The organism is Cellulosimicrobium sp. NPDC030954, assembly GCF_055571305.1.
Genome location: NZ_JBVIFN010000001.1, coordinates 792,132 through 808,256 on the forward strand (window position 1 = coordinate 792,132; position 16,125 = coordinate 808,256).

A 16,125-nucleotide genomic window follows, 5' to 3' on the forward strand; every position below is an offset into this window, starting at 1 on the left:
GGTCGCGCCCGGAGCGGGGCACCACTGAGGGAACGAAGATGAAGGTCAAGCCCAGCGTCAAGAAGATCTGCGACAAGTGCAAGGTGATCCGCCGGCACGGTCGCGTCATGGTGATCTGCGAGAACCTGCGGCACAAGCAGCGCCAGGGCTGAGCCCGCGCCTGCGCCACGGGTGACGGTCCCTCGGGACCGCGGTCACCAGGTCGCCCGTCACGACGACGGACGACCACCAGCGCACCACCACGAACCTGCTCGGCACCCCGGACGCGAGTCCGGGAGGAGAACGCCACAGGCAGGGGAACCCCCGGCTCGGAGGCCGGGGCCCACGGAGCTCCCCGTGGGAGGGCGGTGCGACAGACCTCCGACGAAGCACGAGGAGCCGAAAGGCACATGGCACGTCTCATCGGCGTCGACCTCCCCCGCGACAAGCGGCTCGAGGTCGCGCTCACCTACATCTACGGCGTCGGCCGTACCCGCGCCCAGCAGACGCTGGCCGCGACCGGCATCAGCCCGGACGCGCGCGTGAAGGACCTCGGCGACGCCGAGCTCGTCGCGCTCCGCGACTACCTCGAGGGCAACTACAAGCTCGAGGGTGACCTCCGTCGTGAGGTGGCCGCCGACATCCGCCGCAAGGTCGAGATCGGCACCTACCAGGGCCTGCGTCACCGCCGCGGCCTGCCCGTGCGCGGCCAGCGCACCAAGACCAACGCGCGTACGCGCAAGGGACCCAAGCGCACCGTGGCCGGCAAGAAGAAGGCCCGCTGAGCCAGTCCGCAGGGCGGGCCCCGCTCGGGAGCTGACGTCGGCCGCACGGTCCACGTCGTCCCGGTCGGAGATCCCCGCGGTCAGACCACCTCAGACCAGGAGAGAAACGAAAGATGCCTCCCAAGACTCGCGCCGCCGCTGGGCGCAAGCCTCGTCGCAAGGACAAGAAGAACGTCCCCGCCGGCCAGGCGCACATCAAGAGCACGTTCAACAACACGATCGTGTCGATCACGGACCCGTCGGGCGCCGTGATCGCGTGGGCCTCCGGCGGCGACGTCGGCTTCAAGGGCTCGCGCAAGTCGACCCCCTTCGCCGCCGGCCTCGCGGCCGAGGCCGCTGCCCGCAAGGCGCAGGAGCACGGCATGAAGAAGGTCGACGTCTTCGTCAAGGGCCCGGGCTCGGGTCGCGAGACGGCGATCCGCTCGCTGCAGTCGGCCGGCCTCGAGGTCGGCTCGATCCAGGACGTCACGCCGCAGGCGCACAACGGGTGCCGCCCGCCCAAGCGTCGTCGCGTCTGACCCTCGTCGTCGGCGTGCCGTCGACGGGCCGCCCGGTCACCGACCGGCCGAGCCCGTCGACGGCGCCCGTCACGGGGCAGCCGCCTCCTGACGGGGTCGACGCACCCTTCCTGGCCGGGTGGACAGAGTCCCGGCCGGGGCCGCGTGCCGCAGGCACGCACCTCGCCTTGAACCGTGCAGCGTCATATGGCGGACGCTCACCGAAAGGAAACCACCAGTGCTGATCGCACAGCGCCCCACCTTGACCGAAGAGGTCATCTCGGAGAACCGTTCGCGCTTCTCCATCGAGCCGCTGGAGCCCGGCTTCGGCTACACGCTCGGCAACTCGCTGCGTCGCACGCTGCTGTCGTCCATCCCGGGCGCGGCGGTCACCTCCATCCGCATCGACGGTGTGCTCCACGAGTTCACCACCGTGCCGGGTGTGAAGGAGGACGTGACCGAGGTCATCCTCAACATCAAGAACCTCGTCGTCTCCTCGGAGAACGACGAGCCCGTCGTGATGTACCTGCGCAAGCAGGGTGCTGGTGCGGTCACCGCGGCGGACATCGTCCCGCCCGCGGGTGTGGAGGTCCACAACCCCGAGCTGCACATCGCCACGCTCAACGACAAGGGCAAGCTCGAGATCGAGCTGACCGTCGAGCGCGGCCGTGGGTACGTCTCGGCCTCGCAGAACAAGTCGTTCGACGCCGAGATCGGGCGCATCCCGGTCGACTCGATCTACTCGCCGGTCCTCAAGGTGACCTACAAGGTCGAGGCGACGCGTGTCGAGCAGCGCACGGACTTCGACAAGCTGGTCGTGGACGTCGAGACGAAGCCGGCGATCTCGCCGCGCGACGCGCTCGCGTCGGCCGGCAAGACGCTGGTGGAGCTCTTCGGCCTGGCCCGTGAGCTCAACGTCGAGGCCGAGGGCATCGAGATCGGACCGTCGCCGACGGACGCGGCTCTCGCCGCGGACCTGGCGCTGCCGATCGAGGAGCTCAACCTCACGATCCGCTCGTACAACTGCCTCAAGCGCGAGGGCATCCACCAGGTGGGCGAGCTCGTCGCACGCAGCGAGGCGGACCTGCTGGACATCCGCAACTTCGGTGCGAAGTCCATCAACGAGGTGAAGGAGAAGCTCGCCGAGCTCGGCCTGTCCCTCAAGGACTCGCCGCTCGACTTCGACCCGTCGGCCGCCGCGTACTACGACGGCGACGACGAGGCGACGTTCTCGGACACCGAGCAGCAGTACTGAGCCTGCGGCTCTAGACACCTCAGCGCGTCCGGGTCCGCACCTGCGGCGCGAACACTTCCCAAGGAGCACATCCCATGCCTACCCCCGCCAAGGGCCCCCGGCTCGGCAGCGGACCGGCTCACGAGCGCCTGATGCTCGCGAACCTGTCCACCCAGCTCTTCGAGCACGGCCGCATCACGACCACCGAGACCAAGGCGAAGCGCCTGCGCCCGGTGGCCGAGCGCCTCATCACGTTCGCCAAGCGTGGCGACCTGCACGCGCGTCGTCGCGTCCTGCGCGTCGTGCGCGACAAGTCCGTGGTGCACACGCTGTTCACCGAGATCGCCCCGCAGATGGCGGAGCGTGAGGGCGGCTACACGCGCATCACGAAGGTCGGCACGCGCAAGGGCGACAACGCGCCCCTCGCCGTGATCGAGCTCGTGACCGAGCCCGTCAGCCCCAAGCAGGCCGTCGTCCGCGAGGCGGAGAAGGCCGCGGAGAAGGCGAGCAAGAAGAAGGCTGACAAGCCGGCCAAGAAGGCCGACGCGGTCGAGGACGCGCCTGTCGAGGACGCGCCCGTCGCCGTCGAGGACGCTCCCGCCGAGGACGTCCAGGACGCACCCGTCGAGGACGCCGCCGAGGAGAAGAAGGAGGCCTGAGCCTCCTCGATCGACTCTCGGGGTCTTCCGCGACCCCACGCCGCAGGGCCCGGGACCGTACGGTCCCGGGCCCTGCGGCGTTCTGCCGGCTGCCGGCGTCGGTGTGCGTCCGGCCACGAGGGTGGGTACGAGATCGACCCGTACGGCCGAGATCGACCTTCGGAAGGTCGACTTCGCGACGTACGGGTCGATCTCGCGTCGGGGAGGGCCTACCGTCGAGACGTGACGGGTGTCGACTCCTCTGTGGCGGCGTGGCCGCCCGTCGTGCTGGTGCACGGCTCGCGCACGTCGCGGTCGATGTGGCGCGGCCAGCTCGGGGCCCTGCGCCGCGCGGGCGTCGACGCGGTGGCCGTGGACCTGCCGGGGCACGGGGCGCGGCGGGGCGAGGCGTTCACCCTGGACGGTGCCGTGGAGGCCGTCGCGGCCGGGATCGACGGGCTCGGCGGCCGTGCGCTCGTCGTCGGGCTCTCGCTGGGCGGCTACGTCGCGATCGAGGTGCGGGCTCGGCACCCCGAGCGCGTCCTCGGCCTCGTCGCCGCCGCGTGCTCGACGACGCCCGCCACCCGCCTGCGCGGGGGCTGGCTCCTCGTCGCCCGCGGCATCGAGCGGCTGCCCGACGGCGGAGCGGGGCTCAACCAGGCGCTCGTCGACCGGGCGCTGACGCCGCAGGCCGCGGCCGACCTCGCGGCCGGCGGCTTCGCGCTCGACGTGATGAGCGCGATCCTGCGCGAGGTCGGGGCGGTCGACCCGGTGTCCGCCCTCGCCGCCACGGACTCGCCCGTGTGGCTGGTCAACGGCCGGTGGGACCACTTCCGGTTCGGGGAGCGGGGGTTCCTCGAGGCGGCCCGTCGCGGGGGAGCGCCCGCGCGGCTCGTGGTGGTCCCGGGCGCCCGGCACCTCGTGAGCCTCGACGCGCCGGTCGCGTTCAACCGGGCCCTGCTCGACGCCCACCGCGCGGTCGCGACGGGTGGTCCGGCGCTTGGGAAGGGCGGGGCGGCGCCCGCGGGCGCCGCGCGGCGCGGCGCCGTCGTGCGCTGAGCCGGTCAGGCCGGCGGCAGGTCCCAGGCACGCGCCCCGCCCACCAGCGCCGCGGAGTTGGGGACGACCACGACGTCGTCGCCGAGGCGGTCGAGGACGCTCGGGGTGATCTGCCGCGAGTTCCCGCCGCCCAGGTACAGCCGGTCCCACCAGAAGACGGGCCGCAGGCCCTCGACGACCGCGAGGACGCGCCGCGACCACAGCCCGTTGCCGAGCCGGCGCCGCTCCGGCTCGCCGACGTACTCGTCGTAGGTGGTGCCGCGGCGCACGGGCGCGCGCGACCACTCGAGGTGGGGCGCGAGCCGCCCGCCGTGGAACAGCGCCGAGCCGAGGCCCGTCCCGAGGGTCAGCACGAGCTCGAGCCCCGACGCGGCCACGACGCCCGCGCCGTGCACCTCGGCGTCGTTGAGCACGAGCGCGGGCACGCCGAGCCGCCGGGCGACGGCCGCCTGGACGTCGAAGTTCGTCCACGCCTCGACGAGCGCCGGGTCCACGCGCGAGCGGGGTCCGCTGCGGGTGACGTAGTGCGGGGTGTGCACGACGACCCCGCGCCGGATCATGCCGGGCATCCCGACGGTCGCCCGGTCGGCGGGCGGCAGCGCGGCCGCGATCTCCGCGATCGTCTCGACGAGCAGCTCGGGTGGCAGCGGGTAGGGCGTGGGCACGCGGACGGCGGCGGCGTGCGCGGTGCCCGACGCGTCGAGCACGTTCGCCTTGATCCCGCCGCCGCCGCAGTCGACGGCGAGGGTGCGGACGTCTGGGCGGTCGCCGGTCATGGGCGGCAGCGTAGGCACGACGACGCGCGCGCCGCACGGCCGGGCGACTACGGTGAACTCCCGTGAGCGACGCCCCACCCCACGACGCACGCCTCGACGCCCCGGCGGCCACCCCCGGCGGAGCACCGGGCACCTCGCCGGGCACCTCGCCGGGCACCTCGCCAGGCACCTCGCCAGGCACCGCACCGGACGCCGCGGCGACGGACCGGCACGAGCCGCCCGACGGCGTCGTGCGCGTCCGCCTCGATCTCGCCTACCAGGGGACGGACTTCGCCGGGTGGGCCCGTCAGCCGGGGCTGCGGACGGTCCAGGGCGCGATCGAGGACGGTCTGGCGACGCTCCTGCGCGGCCCGGCGCCCCGCCTGACCGTCGCGGGGCGCACCGACGCGGGGGTGCACGCGCGGGGTCAGGTCGCGCACGTCGAGCTCACGCGGGACCAGTGGGACGCGCTGCCCGGGCGCTCCGACCGCACGCCCGGCGACGCGCTCGTCGCGCGGCTCGGCGGCGTGCTCCCGGGGGACGTCGTCGTGCACCGTGCGGCGCCGGCCCCGGTCGGGTTCGACGCCCGCTTCTCGGCCCTGCACCGCGCGTACACCTACCGGGTCGCGGACGACCCGGCGCAGCGCGACCCGCTGCGGCGCGCGTGGGTCCTGTGGAACCGGCGCCCGCTCGACGTCGCCGCGATGGACGCGGCCGCGCGGCCGCTCCTCGGGGTGCGCGACTTCGCGGCGTTCTGCAAGCCGCGACCCGGGGCGACGACGATCCGGGAGCTCCAGCACCTGTCGTGGTCACGGCCGGTCGACGGGCCCGACGCGGGCCTCGTCGTCGCGCACGTCCGCGCGGACGCGTTCTGCCACAACATGGTCCGCGCGCTCGTCGGCGCGTCGCTCGCGGTGGGGGAGGGGCGACGCGACGTCGCCTGGCCCGCGGAGCTCCTCGCGAGCCGACGCCGCGACGCGGGGGCCGGCGTCGTCCCCGCCCACGGGCTCGTGCTCGAGGAGGTCACGTACCCGCCCGACGACGAGCTGGCCGCCCGCGCCGACCGCGTCCGCGCCGTCCGGAACGAGGAGGACGTCTGGGACGAGGGCCCGTCCCGCGACCCGGTCTGACCGCCACGGGGCTACGCGGTCACGGCTCCTCGACGACGTGCACCGCGGCCTCCTCGGCGCCCGCGGCACCCCCGGAGATGCCCTCGTCGTCGGCGTAGGTGTCGTTCTGGCGCCCGTCGAGCGCGTCGGGGTCCGCGACGAGGCGGCCCGACCGGGTGTCGTCGGGGCGCTCGAGCGGGTCGCGGTCCCAGTCCTCGGGCTCCTCCTCGGCGAGGCGCTGGTCGAGGGTCTCGCCGTGCACCTCCTCCCACGGCGTCTCGCCGTGGTGGTTCTTGCGCGGGCGGTCGGGCGGGGAGTAGCCCTCGTCGAGCACGTCGTCCACGCCACGGTCGAGCAGCGTGTCCTCGGCCTGGAGCTGGTCGTTGTCGCCCTCGGCGCCGGTCTCCGGGTCCGGGCTGGTGCCGGTGGTGTCTTCGCTCATGCGTCCACAGTGGCACCTCGCGCGGTCCGACGCAGCATCTGCGCCCGGACCTGCACCGACGTGCTGCGGGCGATACCGTGGCACGGGTCGCGCGCGTCGTGGCCTCCCCGAACGACCCCGAGAACCGAGGACCACCATGGCCGGCATCGACGACATCCTGTCCACCATCCCGCTCGACCAGCTCGCCGGTCGGCTCGGCGTCGACGAGGCGACGGCGCAGCAGGCCGTGGGCGCGGCGCTCCCCGCCCTGCTGGGCGGGCTCCGGGCGAACGCGCAGGACCCCGCCGGCGCGGCGTCGCTCGGCCAGGCGCTCACGCAGCACGACCCGTCGCTCGTCGAGGGCGGCGTGGACCTCGACGACGTGGACACGGCCGACGGCGAGAAGATCGTCCGCCACGTCTTCGGGTCGAACGAGGAGGCCGTCGTCGCGCAGCTCGCCGACTCGACGGGCACGCAGCAGGGGCTGCTGTCGAAGGTCCTGCCCGCGCTCGCGCCGATCGCGCTGGCGTTCCTCGCGAAGCAGCTCGGCGGCAAGGACTCCGGCGCGACGTCCGCCCCGACGGCGCAGGAGGGCGCGGGCGGCGGTCTGGGCGACCTGCTCGGCGGTCTGCTGGGCGGCGGCTCCGGCGGGTCCGGGGGCGGCCTCGGCGACCTCCTGGGCGGTCTGGGCGGGCTCCTCGGGGGCGGCCGGCGCTGAGCCCGGCGGCATCCGCGGTCGTCCGGCCCGGGGCGCGGCGGCGCGGGCGCGGCCGGGGAGCGTGGAATCCACGTGACCCGGCAGGCCCGGCCGGGAGACCATGGGCCGGTGGGACACCTCGACCTCAGCGACGTCACGTATCACCTGCCCGACGGGCGCACGCTCCTCGACGGCGTGAGCCTGCGCGTCGCGGACGGCGCGCGGGTCGCCCTCGTGGGGCCGAACGGCGTCGGCAAGTCGACGCTGCTGCGCATCGTCACGGGTGACGTCGCGCCGCACGGCGGGGCGGTCGTGCGCAGCGGCGGCCTCGGCGTGATGCGGCAGGACGTGGGGCGCATCGACGACGACCGCACGGTCCGCGACCTGCTCGTCGAGCTCGCACCGGCCGCGGTCAAGGAGGCGGCGCTCGAGCTCGCCGCGGCGGAGCACGGCATCATGACCGTCGACGACGAGCCCGCCCAGCTCCGGTACGCGCAGGCCCTCGTCGACTGGGCCGACGTCGGGGGCTACGACGCCGAGGCGGCGTGGGACGAGGTCACCGACGAGGTCCTGTCCGTCCCGTTCGAGAAGGCGCAGTGGCGCGACGTGCGCACGCTGTCCGGGGGCGAGCAGAAGCGCCTCGCGCTCACGGCGCTGCTGCGCGGCCCGGAGGAGGTCCTGCTGCTCGACGAGCCGGACAACCACCTCGACGTCCCGACCAAGCGGTGGCTCGAGGAGCGGCTCGTCGCGTCGCCCAAGACGGTCCTCTACGTCTCGCACGACCGCGAGCTGCTGTCCCGCACGGCGACGCAGGTCGCGACCCTCGAGCCGACGCCGGGCGGCGGGACGATCTGGGTGCACGGCGGCGGGTTCGCGACCTACGCGCAGGCGCGCGCCGACCGGCGCGAGCGCCTGGCGGAGCTCGCGCGGCGGTGGGACGAGGAGCACGCCAAGCTGCGCGAGCTCGTGCAGACGCTCAAGACCAAGGCCGCCTACAACGACGGGCTCGCGAGCCGGTACCAGGCGGCGAAGACGCGCCTGCGCAAGTTCGAGGAGGCGGGCCCCCCGGAGGTGCTCGCGCGCGAGCAGCGCGTCACCGTGCGGCTCGCGGGCGGGCGCACGGCGAAGCGTGCCGTGACGTGCCACGCGCTCGAGCTCACGGGGCTCATGCGGCCGTTCGACCTCGATGTGTTCTTCGGGGAGCGCGTCGCGGTGCTGGGCTCGAACGGGTCGGGCAAGTCGCACTTCCTGCGGCTCCTCGCCGCCGGCGGGACCGACCCCGAGCCCGGGGTGGTCCCCGACCCCGCGACGTCCGACGGCGTCCGGCCCGACCCCGTGGCCCACACGGGTCGCGCGGTGCTCGGCTCGCGCGTGCGGCCCGGCTGGTTCGCGCAGAACCACGACCACCCCGAGCTGCGCGGGCGCACGCTCCTCGAGATCCTGCACCGGGGCGACGGTCACCGCGCCGGGATGGGCCGCGAGGGCGCGAGCCGCGCGCTCGACCGCTACGAGCTGGTCGGCCAGGCGGAGCAGCGCTTCGAGACCCTGTCCGGGGGGCAGCAGGCGCGGTTCCAGATCCTCCTGCTCGAGCTCGACGGCGCGACGCTCCTGCTCCTCGACGAGCCGACCGACAACCTCGACCTGCACTCGGCGGAGGCGCTCGAGGCCGGCCTCGCGGCCTTCCAGGGCACCGTGCTCGCGGTGACGCACGACCGCTGGTTCGCGCGCGGGTTCGACCGCTTCCTCGTGTTCCGCGGGGACGGGGAGGTCGTCGAGGCGCCGGAGCCTGTCTGGGACGTCGAGCGCGTGCAGCGGGCGCGGTAGCCGCGTGCGGGGGGCGGCGTCCGCCTCCCTATCCTGGTGGGCATGGCCGTCCACAAGATCGTGCTCTTCTACGCCTTCACGCCGCTGGCCGACCCCCGCGCGGTGCAGCTCTGGCAGCGGGCGCTGGGGGAGCGCTGGAACCTCACGGGACGCGTGATCGTCGCCGAGCACGGGATCAACGCGACGCTGGGCGGGACGGTCGAGGACCTCAAGCAGTACCTGAAGTCGACCCGCCAGTACCCCGGCTTCGCGGACGTCGACGTCAAGTGGTCCGACGGCACGGGCCGGGACTTCCCGCGCCTGTCCGTGAAGGTGCGTCCCGAGCTCGTGGCGTTCGGCGTCCCCGACGAGATCGTGGTCGACGAGCGCGGCGTCGTGGGGGGCGGGGCCCGGCTGAGCCCGCAGGCCCTGCACGACCTCGTGGCCGAGCGGGGCGACGACGTCGTGATGTTCGACGGCCGGAACGCGTTCGAGGCGGAGATCGGGCGGTTCCGTGGGGCGGTCGTGCCGGACGTCGCCACGACGCGCGACTTTGTCGCCGAGATCGACTCGGGCCGCTACGACGACCTCAAGCAGCGGCCGGTCGTCACGTACTGCACCGGGGGCGTGCGGTGCGAGGTGCTCTCCGCGCTCCTGACCGCCCGCGGCTTCGAGGAGGTGTACCAGCTCGACGGCGGCGTCGTGCGGTACGGCGAGGCGTACGGCGCCCAGGGGCTGTGGGAGGGCTCGCTGTACGTGTTCGACGAGCGCATGCACGTCGAGCTCGGCCCGGGGTCGACCCCGCTGGGCGCGTGCACGGGGTGCGGCGCGGCGACGGCGAAGTACGAGAACTGCGCCGACGCGAGCTGCCGGACGCTGCGCCTGTACTGCCCGGACTGCGTGCACGTGGCCCGCTCGACCCGCTGCGCGACGTGCGTGGCGGAGCGCCCGGCATCCAGCCCCGAGTCCCGTCCGGCCGCTTTGACCGGCGGCCTGCCCCGCGGGTAGTCTGGTGAGTCGTTGTGCTCATCTCACGACACCCGTGTCGCTAGCGCGCCCACTCGCTGCCGGCCAAGGAGCGGGTGTCGACCGAGCCCGCCGCGCAACGACCTGCCCTCTCGGTCGCACGCTTCAGCGGCCGAAGAAGACATTCTGAGACAGAAACGAAGGCTACGACCGTGCGTACGTACACCCCGAAGCCCGGCGACGTCCAGCGCGACTGGTACGTCATCGACGCGACCGACGTCGTCCTGGGCCGCCTGGCCACCCACGTGGCCACCCTGCTGCGCGGCAAGCACAAGCCGACCTTCGCTCCGCACGTCGACGGCGGTGACTTCGTCATCGTCATCAACGCCGGCAAGGTCGCCCTGAGCGGCAACAAGCGCGAGCAGAAGATGGCCTACAACCACTCCGGCTACCCGGGTGGTCTGCGTGCCGTCGCCTATGGCGACCTGCTCGACAAGCACCCCGAGCGTGCGGTGGAGAAGGCCGTGCGCGGCATGCTCCCCAAGACCACCCTCGGTCGCGCCCAGTTCGGCAAGCTCAAGGTCTACGCGGGTGCCGAGCACCCGCACGCCGCGCAGCAGCCGAAGCCGTTCGAGATCACCCAGGTCGCGCAGTAATCGCCGCCCAGGCGTAGCGCACAGAGAGACGCGAGGACACCACCCGTGGCCGAGACCACCGTCGACACCGACACCCTGGGCGACGAGACGCCCAGCACCTACACCTCTGAGTCCGCCGCCCCCACGGGCCGCGGCCAGAGCATCACCGCCCCCGGCCAGGCCCTGGGCCGCCGCAAGGAGGCCGTGGCGCGCGTGCGCCTCGTCCCCGGCACCGGGCAGTGGAAGATCAACGGGCGCACGCTCGAGGACTACTTCCCGAACAAGGTTCACCAGCAGCTCGTGAACTCCCCGCTGAAGCTGGTCGACGTCGAGGGTCGCTTCGACGTCGTCGCCCGCATCAGCGGCGGCGGCACCTCCGGCCAGGCCGGTGCGCTGCGCCTCGGCATCGCGCGTGCGCTCAACGCGATCGACGCCGAGCACAACCGCCCCGCGCTGAAGAAGGCCGGCTTCCTCACTCGCGACGCCCGCGTCGTCGAGCGCAAGAAGGCCGGTCTCAAGAAGGCCCGTAAGGCACCGCAGTACTCCAAGCGCTGATCCGCGCTGTGCGCTCGTCGGCCCCGGTGGACCTCGTCCACCGGGGCCGACGTCGTTTGTGAGGGACGGTGACCAAGCCCGCCGAGCGCGGGGCAGGGCAGGCGGTCGTACGGTCGACGTACGGCCGGTCGAGGAAGGACTTTCCATGGGACGGCTTTTCGGCACCGACGGGGTGCGCGGGCTGGCGAACGGCAACGTGACGGGCGAGCTCGCCCTCGACCTCGGCGTCGCCGCGGCGCGCGTGCTCGGCAGCGGGCAGGAGGAGGGCCACCGGCCGCGCGCGGTCGTGGGGCGCGACACGCGGGTCTCCGGCGAGTTCCTGGGCGCGGCGCTCATCGCGGGGCTGGCGAGCGCGGGCGTCGACGTGAAGGACGTGGGCGTGCTGCCGACGCCGGCCGTCGCGTACCTGACGAGCACCATGGACGTCGACTTCGGCGTCGTGATCTCGGCCTCCCACAACCCGATGCAGGACAACGGGATCAAGTTCCTCGCGCGCGGCGGCGTCAAGCTCGACGACGCGGTCGAGGACCGGATCGAGAGCCTGCTCGGGCAGGAGTGGCAGCGCCCGACGCACGGCGCGGTCGGCCGGATCTCCCCGGACTCGGGGCGCGCCGGCGGCGCGTACGTCGAGCACCTCATGGCGAGCATCGGGGCGGACGAGGACCACAAGCCGCTCGCGGGCCTGCGCATCGCGGTCGACTGCGCGAACGGCGCGGCGAGCGACGTCGGCCCCGCGGCGTTGCGCGCGGCGGGCGCCGACGTCGTGGTCATCAACGCGAGCCCGGACGGCCGCAACATCAACGCCGCGTGCGGCTCGAACCACCCGGAGCAGCTCCAGGCCGTCGTCGTGGCGTCCGAGGCGGACTTCGGCGTCGCGTTCGACGGCGACGCGGACCGCTGCATCGCCGTCGACCACGGGGGCACCGTCGTCGACGGCGACCAGATCATGGGCGTGCTCGCGCTCGCGCTCAAGGACGAGGGCGCGCTCCCGCACGACACGCTCGTCGTGACGGTGATGAGCAACCTGGGCCTCCTGCTCGCGATGCGCGACGCGGGGATCACCACGGTCCAGACCGCGGTCGGCGACCGGTACGTCCTCGAGGAGATGCGGGCGCACGGGTACGGCCTCGGGGGCGAGCAGTCGGGCCACATCGTGCTGTCGCGCTACGCCACCACGGGCGACGGCGTGCTCACGGCCCTGCAGCTCGCCGCGCGCGTGCGGGCCACGGGGCAGAAGCTCGCCGACCTGGCGAGCGTCGTGCAGCGCCTCCCGCAGACCCTCCTCAACGTCCCCGGCGTGGACAAGGCGCGGGCGTCGAGCGACGAGGAGCTCCAGGCCGCCGTCGCGGACGCGGAGCGGACCCTCGGCGAGACCGGCCGCGTGCTGCTGCGTCCGTCGGGCACCGAGCCGCTCGTGCGCGTCATGGTCGAGGCGGCGACGCAGCAGCAGGCCGACGCGGTCGCCGCGCGGCTCGGAGGCGTCGTGCGGGACCGGCTCGCGCTGTGAGCGCCACGGGACGGACGACGGGCGTGCGGCAGGGGGTCGACGAGGCGCTGCGCGAGCACGTGGTCGCGCTCCTCGACGCGTACGACGACGGCGTGCTGCCGATCGTCCAGGCGGGCCAGCCCGTGCTGCGCACGCCGGCCGTGCCGTACGCCGGGCAGCTCGGCGACGTGCTGCCGCGGTTCCTCGACGCGATGCGCGCGACGATGCACGCGGCGCCCGGGGTGGGGCTCGCGGCGCCGCAGGTCGGGATCGGCCTCGCGATCGCCGTCGTGGAGGACCCCGGCACCCCCGACGCGGATGACGAGCGTGAGCGTCCCCCGCTCGCCTTCCGGGTGCTGGTCAACCCGCGGTACGAGGCAGTCGGCGACGAGACGAGGACGTTCTTCGAGGGCTGCCTCTCGGTGCACGGCTGGCAGGCCGAGCGCACGCGCGCCCGCTCGGTGCGCCTCACCGGGCAGGACGAGGCGGGCGAGCCGTTCGACGACGTCCTCACCGGGTGGGCGGCACGGATCGTCCAGCACGAGACCGACCACCTGCGCGGCGAGCTCTACGTCGACGCCGCGGACCTGCGCACCCTGGCGTCCACGCTCGCGGTCGCGCGGCTCCCGGGCAGCCCGGGCTGAGGCGGGGCCCGGACCACCGTCCGCGGTTCGATGCGGGCGGGTCGGCGCGCGAGACTACCGGGGTGGACCCGCTCGCCCGACTCCTCGCCGCTCCGCCCGACCTGCCGGTGGGCCGACACCTGAGCGAGGTGGTCGCCGCGGTGCACGCCGCGGGTGCCGTCGTCGTGCAGGCGCCTCCCGGCACGGGCAAGACGACCCTCGTGCCGCCGGCCCTGGCCGTCGCCCTGGAGGACGCCCCCGGCGGCCGCGTCGTCGTGACGCAGCCCCGGCGGCTCGCGGCCCGGGCGGCGGCGCGGCGGCTCGCGACCCTGCTCGGCGAGGAGCTCGGTGGCACCGTGGGCTACACCGTGCGGGGCGAGTCGCGGACGTCGCGACGCACCCGGGTCGAGGTCGTCACCACGGGCACGCTCGTCCGCCGGCTCCAGCGCGACCCGGAGCTGCCGGGCGTGGCGGGGGTCGTGCTCGACGAGGTGCACGAGCGGCACCTGGACGACGACCTCGCGCTCGCCCTGCTGGCGGACGTGCGCGAGAACCTGCGCGACGACCTCGCGCTCGTCGCGATGTCCGCGACCGTCGAGGCCGGGCGGACGGCAGAGGCGCTCGGCGGGGGAGCGCGACCCGTCCCCGTGGTGCAGGTCCAGGGCGGCCTCCACCCCGTCGACGTCGTCTGGTGCCCCGCGCGCGGTCCGCGCACCGACGCCCGCGGCACGTCGCCCGCGCTGCTCGACCACGTGGTCGCCACCACGCACCGCGCGCTGCGCGAGCGCACGGGCGACGTGCTCGTGTTCGTCCCCGGCGCGCGCGAGGTGGACACCGTGTCGGGAGCCCTGGCGCGCGGGCTGCCGGACGTCGACGTGCGTCCGCTGCACGGCCGCCTGCCCGCGCGCGAGCAGGACCGGGCGCTCGAGCCCGGGCCGCGGCGCCGGGTCGTGGTCTCGACGGCGGTCGCCGAGTCGTCGCTCACGGTCCCGGGCGTCCGGGTCGTCGTGGACGCCGGGCTCGCGCGCGAGCCCCGGACGGACGTCCGCCGGGGGCTGCCCGGCCTCGTGACGGTCGCGGTCAGCCGGGCGGGTGCCGAGCAGCGCGCGGGACGGGCCGGGCGCGAGGGTCCGGGAGCGGTGTACCGCTGCTGGTCGGAGGGCGACCACGCGCGCCTCGCGCGGCACCCGGAGCCGGAGATCCGCACGGCGGACCTCACCGGGTTCGCGCTCGAGCTCGCGTGCTGGGGCAGCCCCGACGGTGCAGGGCTCGCGCTGCTGGACCCGCCGCCCCCAGCCGCCTGGGCCGCCGCGCGCGACGTGCTGCACGGCCTGGGTGCCGTCGGGCCGGACGGGGTGACGCCGCTCGGACGCCGCATCGCCGCCGTCCCCGCGGACCCGCGCCGCGCCCGGGCGCTGCTCGACGCCGCCCCCGAGGTGGGGGCGGAGCTCGCCGCGGAGGTCGTGGCGCTGCTCTCCGAGGACGTGCGCGTGCCCGGGGCCGACCTCCCGGCGGCGCTGCGCGCGCTGCGCCGCGGAGGTCCGGGCACCGGAGCCTGGGCCGCGCAGCGCGACCGGCTCGCGCGGGTCGCGCGCGCCGCCGCGACCGAGGACGGCTCGCCCCGGGGAGCGGGTCCGGCCGCACGGCGCGGGCGGACCGACGACGCCGACGTCGGGCACGTCGTCGCGCTCGCCCACCCGGACCGGCTCGCCCGCCTGCGACCCGGCGGCGAGACCTACCTCCTGGTGTCCGGGGCGGGCGCGCGCCTGCCCGCGGGCTCGCCGCTGCAGGGTGTGCCGTGGCTCGCGGTCGCCGACGTGGAGCGCGCGCCGGGCCGGGCGGACGCCGTCGTGCGGTCCGCCGCGCCCGTCGACGAGGCGACGGCGCGGGCGGCGGCGGCGCCCGCGCTGCGGACGACCGGCGTCGCCGAATGGGCGGGCGGGCGCGTACGCGCCGCCCGGGTCACCTCGCTCGGCGCGATCGAGCTCGCGCGCGAGCCGTGGCGGGACCCGCCGGCGGACCTGCTCGCGGCGACCGTGCGCGACGGGCTGCGCCGCGACGGTCTGGACGGCCTCCCGTGGTCCGACGGCGCGCTCCGGCTCCGGGACCGTCTGCGGTTCCTGCACCGGGTCCTGGGCGACCCGTGGCCCGACGTCGGTGACGACGCGCTCCTGGACACCCTCGAAGCCTGGTTGGGTCCCGACCTTCCGGCGGTCGCCCGCGGGCGGGGCACGGGGCAGGGCGCAGACCTCGCGGGTGCGCTGCGCCGCCTCCTGCCGTGGCCGGAGGCGGCCCGCCTCGACGCGCTCGCGCCCGAGCGGCTCGAGGTCCCGAGCGGGTCGCGCGTGGCGGTGGGCTACGGCCAGGACCAGCCCGTGCTCGCGGTCCGGCTGCAGGAGACGTTCGGCTGGGCGAGCACGCCGCGCGTCGCGGACGGGCGCGTGCCCGTCCTGCTGCACCTGCTGTCCCCGGCGGGTCGTCCGGCCGCGGTCACGGCGGACCTGGCCTCGTTCTGGGTGCAGGGCTACCCGCAGGTGCGCGCCGAGCTGCGGGGCCGCTACCCCAAGCACGCGTGGCCGGAGGACCCGGGGTCCGCCCGGCCGCTGCGGGGCACGCCGCGCCCGCGTCGACGCGACGCCTGACCAGGTGGAGGGCCCTGGTCCTCACGACGTACGCTCTCGCCGCGGGAAGTCGTTCGTCGGGATGACGACGCCGCGCGCCGCGGGGCGGAAGACTCGTCACCGGGCGCGGCGCTGCCGGGCGGGAATCCTCAGGGGCGAACCGGGGGTTTCCCTGATGGTCGACGTCGTCGCGCTCCGTAGGCTTGTCGTGGCGCAGGACGCCCGACCTGCCGCCGCCGCCCGCCTGGCCTCCCCGCCAGCC

Annotated in this window: 17 protein-coding genes; 15 read left to right on the forward strand and 2 right to left on the reverse strand. The window is 75.1% G+C overall.

Annotated elements, in window-relative coordinates:
- Window positions 1-38 precede the first annotated feature (38 nt).
- From rpmJ to ACZ402_RS03355, 6 genes are all read left to right on the forward strand, one after another.
- On the forward strand, window positions 39-152 hold the full coding sequence (rpmJ, locus tag ACZ402_RS03330; protein ID WP_009740505.1) for a 50S ribosomal protein L36: 114 nt from the start codon (window positions 39-41) through the stop codon (window positions 150-152).
- A gap of 237 nt (window positions 153-389) precedes the next feature.
- The gene (rpsM, locus tag ACZ402_RS03335) at window positions 390-764 is read left to right on the forward strand and encodes a 30S ribosomal protein S13 (protein ID WP_021479758.1); all 375 of its coding nucleotides are present in this window, start codon (window positions 390-392) and stop codon (window positions 762-764) included.
- 113 nt (window positions 765-877) lie between these two features.
- On the forward strand, window positions 878-1,282 hold the full coding sequence (gene rpsK / locus ACZ402_RS03340) for a 30S ribosomal protein S11 (protein ID WP_021479759.1): 405 nt from the start codon (window positions 878-880) through the stop codon (window positions 1,280-1,282).
- Between the two features lie 217 nt (window positions 1,283-1,499).
- Window positions 1,500-2,516 (forward strand): DNA-directed RNA polymerase subunit alpha, encoded by a 1,017-nt coding sequence (locus tag ACZ402_RS03345; RefSeq protein ID WP_253050812.1) that lies wholly within the window; start codon window positions 1,500-1,502, stop codon window positions 2,514-2,516.
- A 74-nt stretch (window positions 2,517-2,590) separates the two neighbouring features.
- The gene (gene rplQ, locus ACZ402_RS03350; protein ID WP_253050813.1) at window positions 2,591-3,154 is read left to right on the forward strand and encodes a 50S ribosomal protein L17; all 564 of its coding nucleotides are present in this window, start codon (window positions 2,591-2,593) and stop codon (window positions 3,152-3,154) included.
- 222 nt (window positions 3,155-3,376) lie between these two features.
- A complete protein-coding gene (locus ACZ402_RS03355; protein WP_375822259.1) occupies window positions 3,377-4,192 on the forward strand; it encodes an alpha/beta fold hydrolase in 816 nt (271 codons plus the stop codon).
- A gap of 5 nt (window positions 4,193-4,197) precedes the next feature.
- Here ACZ402_RS03355 and ACZ402_RS03360 read toward each other — a convergent pair whose 3' ends face one another.
- A complete protein-coding gene (locus tag ACZ402_RS03360) occupies window positions 4,198-4,968 on the reverse strand; it encodes an ROK family protein (RefSeq protein ID WP_375822258.1) in 771 nt (256 codons plus the stop codon).
- Window positions 4,969-5,198: 230 nt separating this feature from the next.
- Between ACZ402_RS03360 and truA the strand changes: the two genes are divergently transcribed.
- Window positions 5,199-6,077, forward strand: a complete 879-nt coding sequence (gene truA / locus ACZ402_RS03365) for a tRNA pseudouridine(38-40) synthase TruA (RefSeq protein ID WP_375822736.1) — start codon at window positions 5,199-5,201, stop codon at window positions 6,075-6,077.
- A 19-nt stretch (window positions 6,078-6,096) separates the two neighbouring features.
- Here the strand turns inward: truA and ACZ402_RS03370 are convergent, their stop codons facing one another.
- On the reverse strand, window positions 6,097-6,498 hold the full coding sequence (locus ACZ402_RS03370; RefSeq protein ID WP_375822257.1) for a DUF5709 domain-containing protein: 402 nt from the start codon (window positions 6,496-6,498) through the stop codon (window positions 6,097-6,099).
- Between the two features lie 136 nt (window positions 6,499-6,634).
- On the opposite strand from ACZ402_RS03370, the gene ACZ402_RS03375 reads away from it, so the two are divergent.
- The 8 genes from ACZ402_RS03375 (at window position 6,635) to hrpB (ending at window position 15,884) form a co-directional block, all read left to right on the forward strand.
- Entirely contained in the window at window positions 6,635-7,195 is a 561-nt protein-coding gene (locus ACZ402_RS03375) for a DUF937 domain-containing protein (RefSeq protein ID WP_375822256.1), read from the forward strand.
- A 108-nt stretch (window positions 7,196-7,303) separates the two neighbouring features.
- Complete coding sequence (locus ACZ402_RS03380) at window positions 7,304-8,998, forward strand: ABC-F family ATP-binding cassette domain-containing protein (protein ID WP_375822255.1); 1,695 nt, start codon at window positions 7,304-7,306, stop codon at window positions 8,996-8,998.
- A gap of 42 nt (window positions 8,999-9,040) precedes the next feature.
- On the forward strand, window positions 9,041-9,985 hold the full coding sequence (gene trhO / locus ACZ402_RS03385) for an oxygen-dependent tRNA uridine(34) hydroxylase TrhO (RefSeq protein ID WP_375822254.1): 945 nt from the start codon (window positions 9,041-9,043) through the stop codon (window positions 9,983-9,985).
- Between the two features lie 170 nt (window positions 9,986-10,155).
- Window positions 10,156-10,599 (forward strand): 50S ribosomal protein L13, encoded by a 444-nt coding sequence (gene rplM / locus ACZ402_RS03390; RefSeq protein ID WP_021479847.1) that lies wholly within the window; start codon window positions 10,156-10,158, stop codon window positions 10,597-10,599.
- Window positions 10,600-10,644: 45 nt separating this feature from the next.
- Complete coding sequence (gene rpsI / locus ACZ402_RS03395; RefSeq protein ID WP_375822253.1) at window positions 10,645-11,133, forward strand: 30S ribosomal protein S9; 489 nt, start codon at window positions 10,645-10,647, stop codon at window positions 11,131-11,133.
- A 145-nt stretch (window positions 11,134-11,278) separates the two neighbouring features.
- Window positions 11,279-12,640 carry a phosphoglucosamine mutase gene (glmM, locus tag ACZ402_RS03400; protein WP_375822252.1) on the forward strand — a complete coding sequence of 454 codons (1,362 nt, stop codon included), beginning with the start codon at window positions 11,279-11,281 and terminating at the stop codon, window positions 12,638-12,640.
- Window positions 12,637-13,263, forward strand: a complete 627-nt coding sequence (locus tag ACZ402_RS03405; RefSeq protein ID WP_375822251.1) for a peptide deformylase — start codon at window positions 12,637-12,639, stop codon at window positions 13,261-13,263. Before glmM ends, ACZ402_RS03405 begins: the two co-directional genes overlap by 4 nt.
- Window positions 13,264-13,325: 62 nt before the next feature.
- On the forward strand, window positions 13,326-15,884 hold the full coding sequence (gene hrpB / locus ACZ402_RS03410; RefSeq protein WP_375822250.1) for an ATP-dependent helicase HrpB: 2,559 nt from the start codon (window positions 13,326-13,328) through the stop codon (window positions 15,882-15,884).
- Window positions 15,885-16,125 lie beyond the last annotated feature (241 nt).